The sequence below is a fragment of the Stenotrophomonas terrae genome, from assembly GCF_039674165.1.
Classification (GTDB): domain Bacteria; phylum Pseudomonadota; class Gammaproteobacteria; order Xanthomonadales; family Xanthomonadaceae; genus Stenotrophomonas; species Stenotrophomonas terrae_A.
In genome coordinates, this window is sequence record NZ_JBDJMY010000085.1 from 1 (window position 1) to 4,729 (window position 4,729).

Annotated in this window: 4 protein-coding genes; all 4 read left to right on the plus strand. The window is 64.5% G+C overall.

Annotated elements, in window-relative coordinates:
- Positions 1 to 327: 327 nt before the first annotated feature.
- The 4 genes from ABE493_RS19255 to rnfB all read left to right on the plus strand — a co-directional run bounded on the left by ABE493_RS19255 (position 328) and on the right by rnfB (position 4,349).
- Positions 328 to 774, plus strand: coding sequence for a DUF2147 domain-containing protein (locus ABE493_RS19255; RefSeq protein ID WP_057627123.1), 447 nt, complete (start codon positions 328 to 330; stop codon positions 772 to 774).
- A gap of 232 nt (positions 775 to 1,006) precedes the next feature.
- A complete protein-coding gene (gene metG / locus ABE493_RS19260; protein ID WP_346500987.1) occupies positions 1,007 to 3,085 on the plus strand; it encodes a methionine--tRNA ligase in 2,079 nt (692 codons plus the stop codon).
- A gap of 156 nt (positions 3,086 to 3,241) precedes the next feature.
- Positions 3,242 to 3,832, plus strand: a complete 591-nt coding sequence (locus ABE493_RS19265; RefSeq protein WP_346500989.1) for an HAD family hydrolase — start codon at positions 3,242 to 3,244, stop codon at positions 3,830 to 3,832.
- 55 nt (positions 3,833 to 3,887) lie between these two features.
- A complete protein-coding gene (gene rnfB, locus ABE493_RS19270; protein WP_346500991.1) occupies positions 3,888 to 4,349 on the plus strand; it encodes an Rnf electron transport complex subunit RnfB in 462 nt (153 codons plus the stop codon).
- Positions 4,350 to 4,729: the final 380 nt, after the last annotated feature.

A 4,729-nucleotide genomic window follows, 5' to 3' on the forward strand; every position in this document is an offset into this window, starting at 1 on the left:
CCCCCCCTTTTCTCCCACCCCCCCCCCCCCGTGGGGGGGGTGGTGGGGGGGGGGGCCCCCCCGCTTCTTGGGCATTGCCGGGAAAGCCCCCTGCCGAGCATGGCTCGGCACTACAAGCCCCTCTCCGGCGGGAGAGGGGTTGGGGTGAGGGCAGCTTTTGGGGCATTACCGGGAAGCCCCCTGCCGAGCATGGCTCGGCACTACGGCCGCTCTCCCGTTCACCGAAAATCTGCTGCACTGCGGATTCCGTACGGGACCGAATGCGGTTACATTCGCCCCGTAACAGCGCCGTCGGCGGCTGATCAAACCCACCCTGGGAGGGGAAACATGCGCACCACTTTCAAGACCCTGTTGCTGGCCCTGCCGCTGCTGGCCGCCGGCTTCTCCGCCAGCGCCAGCGACAGCGCTGCCGGCCGCTGGCGCACCATCGATGACGAAACCGGCCGGGTCAAGTCCATCGTCGAGATCAGCCAGGCCGCCAACGGCACCCTCAGCGGCAAGGTGCTGCAGGTGCTGCAGTCCGAACACGGCCCGCACCCGCTCTGCAACAAGTGTGAAGGGGCCAACAAGGGCAAGCCGATCGAGGGCATGACCATCCTCTGGAACGTCCGTCCGGACGGCGCCAACAAGTGGGCCAACGGCACCATCTTGGACCCGGCCAAGGGCAAGACCTACAGCTCCAAGGTGGCCCTGGTCGACAACGGCCGCAAGCTGGACGTGTCCGGCTGCATCGCCTTCATCTGCCGCACCCAGACCTGGCTGCGCGACCAGTAAGCCGTTTGAAGCCTTTGCTTGAAGCCCCTCTCCCTGCGGGAGAGGGGTTGGGGTGAGGGTAAGGCGACGAAGTCGCTACCCGTTCAATGGCCTGCCTTGGCCCCGCACCCTCATCCGCCCCTACGGGGCACCTTCTCCCGCAGGGAGAAGAAACAAGCAGCCCCGGCCTCCCCGGGGCTGCCGCTTTTCAGCCATGCGATAATCCAGCGTTCCTTCGCTGCAAATGATGGCCATGACCCGCAACGCCCTAGTCACCAACGCTCTGCCCTACGCCAACGGCCCGCTGCACCTCGGCCACCTGGTGGGTTACATCCAAGCCGACATCTGGGTGCGGGCGCGGCGAATGATGGGCGGAAAGGTCTGGTACGTCTGCGCCGACGACACCCACGGCACGCCCATCATGCTGGCCGCGGAGAAGGCCGGGGTTACCCCGGAAACCTTCATCGCCAACATCCAGGCCGGCCATGAGCGTGATTTCGCTGCCTTCGGCGTGGATTTCGACCATTACGACTCGACCAACTCGGCCACCAACCGCGAGCTGACCGAGGCGCTGTACGCCAAACTCGACGCCGCCGGCCATATCAGCCGTCGCTCGGTGGCGCAGTTCTACGACCCGGCCAAGGGCATGTTCCTGCCGGACCGCTATATCAAGGGCACCTGCCCCAAGTGCAAGTCGCCCGACCAGTACGGCGACAACTGCGAAGTCTGCGGCGCCACCTATGGCCCGACCGATCTGATCGAGCCGAAGTCGGTGGTCTCCGGTGCCACGCCGGAAATGCGCGACTCCGAGCATTACTTCTTCGAAGTCGGCCGCTTCCAGGAATTCCTGCGCGAATGGCTGGCTGGCGATGTGGCCCTGCCCGGCGTGAAGGCCAAGCTGGCCGAGTGGCTGGATGCCGAAGGTGGCCTGCGCGCGTGGGACATTTCGCGTGATGCGCCCTACTTCGGCTTCGAGATCCCTGGCGCACCGGGCAAGTACTTCTACGTGTGGCTGGATGCGCCGATCGGCTACCTGTCCAGCTTCAAGAACCTGTGCGCCAAGACCGGCGACGACTTCGACGCCGTGCTCGCCGCCGACAGCAATACCGAGCTGCACCACTTCCTCGGCAAGGACATCGTCAATTTCCACGGCCTGTTCTGGCCGGCGGTGCTGAAGGGCAGCGGCCTGCGCACCCCGACCAAGCTGCACGTCAACGGTTACCTGACCGTGGACGGCGCCAAGATGAGCAAGTCGCGCGGCACCTTCATCATGGCCCGCACCTATCTGGATGCCGGCCTGGCACCGGAAGCGCTGCGTTATTACTTCGCCGCCAAATCCTCCGGCGGCGTTGATGATCTGGATTTGAACCTGACCGACTTCACCGCCCGCGTGAATGCCGATCTGGTTGGCAAGTTCGTCAACCTGGCCAGCCGCTGCGCCGGCTTCATCGCCAAGCGCTTTGACGGCAAGCTGGCCGATGCCCTGCCGGACCAGGCCCAGTACGACCGCTTTGTCGCTGCACTGGCACCGGTTCGCGAGGCGTATGAGCGCAACGACGCGGCTGCCGCCATCCGCCTGACCATGACCCTGGCCGACGAAGCCAACAAGTACATCGACGACACCAAGCCATGGGTCATCGCCAAGCAAGAAGGCGCCGACGCCGAATTGCAGGCGGTCTGCACGCAGGGCCTGAACCTGTTCCGCGTGCTGGTCACCGCGCTCAAGCCGGTGCTGCCGGCCACCGCGCTGCAGGCCGAGGGTTTCCTCAATGCCCCGTTGAATGGCTGGGACGACATCGCCAAGCCGCTCACCGCCCACACCATCGCCGCCTATGTGGCGCTGTTCACCCGTATCGACCCGAAGATGATTGACGCAATGACCGACGCCTCCAAGGACACCCTCGCCGCCAAGCCCGCTGCCGACGCCAAGCCAGCCAAGGCCGAAAAGCCCGCCAAGGTCGAAGTGAAGGCCGAGGCCAAGGCCGAAGGTGAAGCTTCCGCGTATATCGGCATCGACGATTTCGCCAAGCTCGACCTGCGCATCGGCAAGGTGCTGGAATGCGGTTTCGTTGAAGGTTCGGACAAGCTGCTGCGCTTCCTGCTGGATGCCGGCGACCTGGGCCAGCGGCAGATCTTCTCCGGCATCCGTGGCAGCTATGCCGAGCCGGAAGCGCTGGTCGGCCGCAACGTGGTGTTCATCGCCAACCTGGCCCCGCGCAAGATGCGCTTCGGCCTGAGCGAAGGCATGATCCTGTCGGCCGGTTTCGACGGTGGCGCGTTGGCGCTGCTGGATGCCGATGGCGGTGCATTGCCGGGCATGCCGGTTCGCTGAAGCAGGGAATCGGGAATCGGGAGTCGTAGAAGCAGGAGCATGGCTTCACGACTTCCGTATTTCCTCCGGCCCTCTGTAAACCAACGAACGCCGTAGCGATGTCGGGAATCACGGCCCTAAAGATTCCCGATTCCCCACTTTCCCTTCCCGGCACCCATGCAACTAGCGCTCTTCGACTTCGACCACACCATCACCGTCTGTGACACCTACAGCCGGTTTCTGCGTCGTGTGGCCACGCCGGAGCAGCGCGCGCAGGGCTGGTGGCGGGTGGGGCCGTGGTTGCTGGCCTACCGGCTGAAGCTGATCTCGGCCGAGCGCATCCGTCGCCGCGTCACTTCCCAGGTCTTCACTGGCCGCCATGCCGGTGAAATCAGCCAGATGGCGCGTGACTACGCGCGTGAGCACCTGCCCGCCATGGTGCGTCCGGAGATGCTGGAGCAGATTCGGTGGCACAAGGCGCAGGGCCATACTGTCGCCGTGGTTTCGGCGTCGATCGACCTGTATCTGCAGCAATGGTGCGATGCGCTTGGCCTGCAGGTGATCTGCAACCGGCTTGAGGTGCAGGACAATCGCCTGACCGGCCGCTACGCACAACGCGATTGCGGCCGGCACAAGGTTGCACTGGTGCGTGACATGTTCGACCTGGGCAGTTTCCAGCGCATTCATGCCTATGGCGACAGCGCCGAGGACAAACCCATGCTGGCACTGGCGCATGAGCGCTGGTATCGCGGCAAATGCCTGTCCTGAGTCCCACTCCCTGCAGGAGATGGCTCGGGCTGAGCGCACACAGCAGGACTGCGAAATGATTACCGATCCCTCATCCGACACTGCGCGCCCTCTCCCCCCGAACGGAGAGGGAACAGCTGCGCTGGTCGAACGCCTGGACCGGCTGCTGCCACAGACCCAGTGCGGGCAGTGCGGCTATGACGGCTGCCGCCCGTATGCCGAGGCGATGGCGGCCGGTAGTGCGGGCGTCGATCACTGCCCGCCCGGAGGCGATGCCGGCGCGCGTGCACTTGCCCATGTTCTCGGTGTTTCCGCCCTTCCCTACGACCGCGGCCGTGGCGAGCACAAGCCAGCGCAGGTAGCGGTGATCGTCGAAGCCGACTGCATCGGCTGCACCAAGTGCATCCAGGCCTGCCCGGTCGACGCCATCGTCGGCGGTGCCAAATACATGCACACCGTATTGGCCGACCTGTGCACCGGCTGCGAGCTGTGCATCCCGCCCTGCCCGGTCGACTGCATCGAGCTGATCGCAATCTAGCAGTCGCGCTGGTAGCTGCCTTGCAGCTGCTCTTGCAGGTGCTTTTGTAGGAGCGGCGTAAGCCGCGAAGCTGATGGAAATCCAGTAGGCAAAGATTCCAATTGCACGCATGCCTCTGCCGAGCTTGGTTTCGACCGGTCATGTTGAACGCTGCAATCCAATTGCCACCAGCTTCGCGGCTAACGCCGCTCCCACAAAGTGGCAGGAGCCAGCTCCGTCGGTGGATGTGGGAGCGGCATAAGCCGCGAAGCTGATGGAAATCCAGCTGGTGGAGATTCCAATTGCACGCCTGCCTCTGCCGAGCTTGGTTGCCAAGGGTCATGTTGAACACTGCAATCCAACTGCTGTCGGCTTCGCGGCTTACGCCGCTCCTACAAAAG

Excerpts from the sequence above, each read along its gene's own strand:
- rnfB (WP_346500991.1), top strand. The coding sequence starts at position 3,888 with ATGATTACCGATCCCTCATCCGACACTGCGCGCCCTCTCCCCCCGAAC.
- metG (WP_346500987.1), top strand. The coding sequence starts at position 1,007 with ATGACCCGCAACGCCCTAGTCACCAACGCTCTGCCCTACGCCAACGGC.
- ABE493_RS19255 (WP_057627123.1), top strand. The coding sequence starts at position 328 with ATGCGCACCACTTTCAAGACCCTGTTGCTGGCCCTGCCGCTGCTGGCC.
- ABE493_RS19265 (WP_346500989.1), top strand. The coding sequence starts at position 3,242 with ATGCAACTAGCGCTCTTCGACTTCGACCACACCATCACCGTCTGTGAC.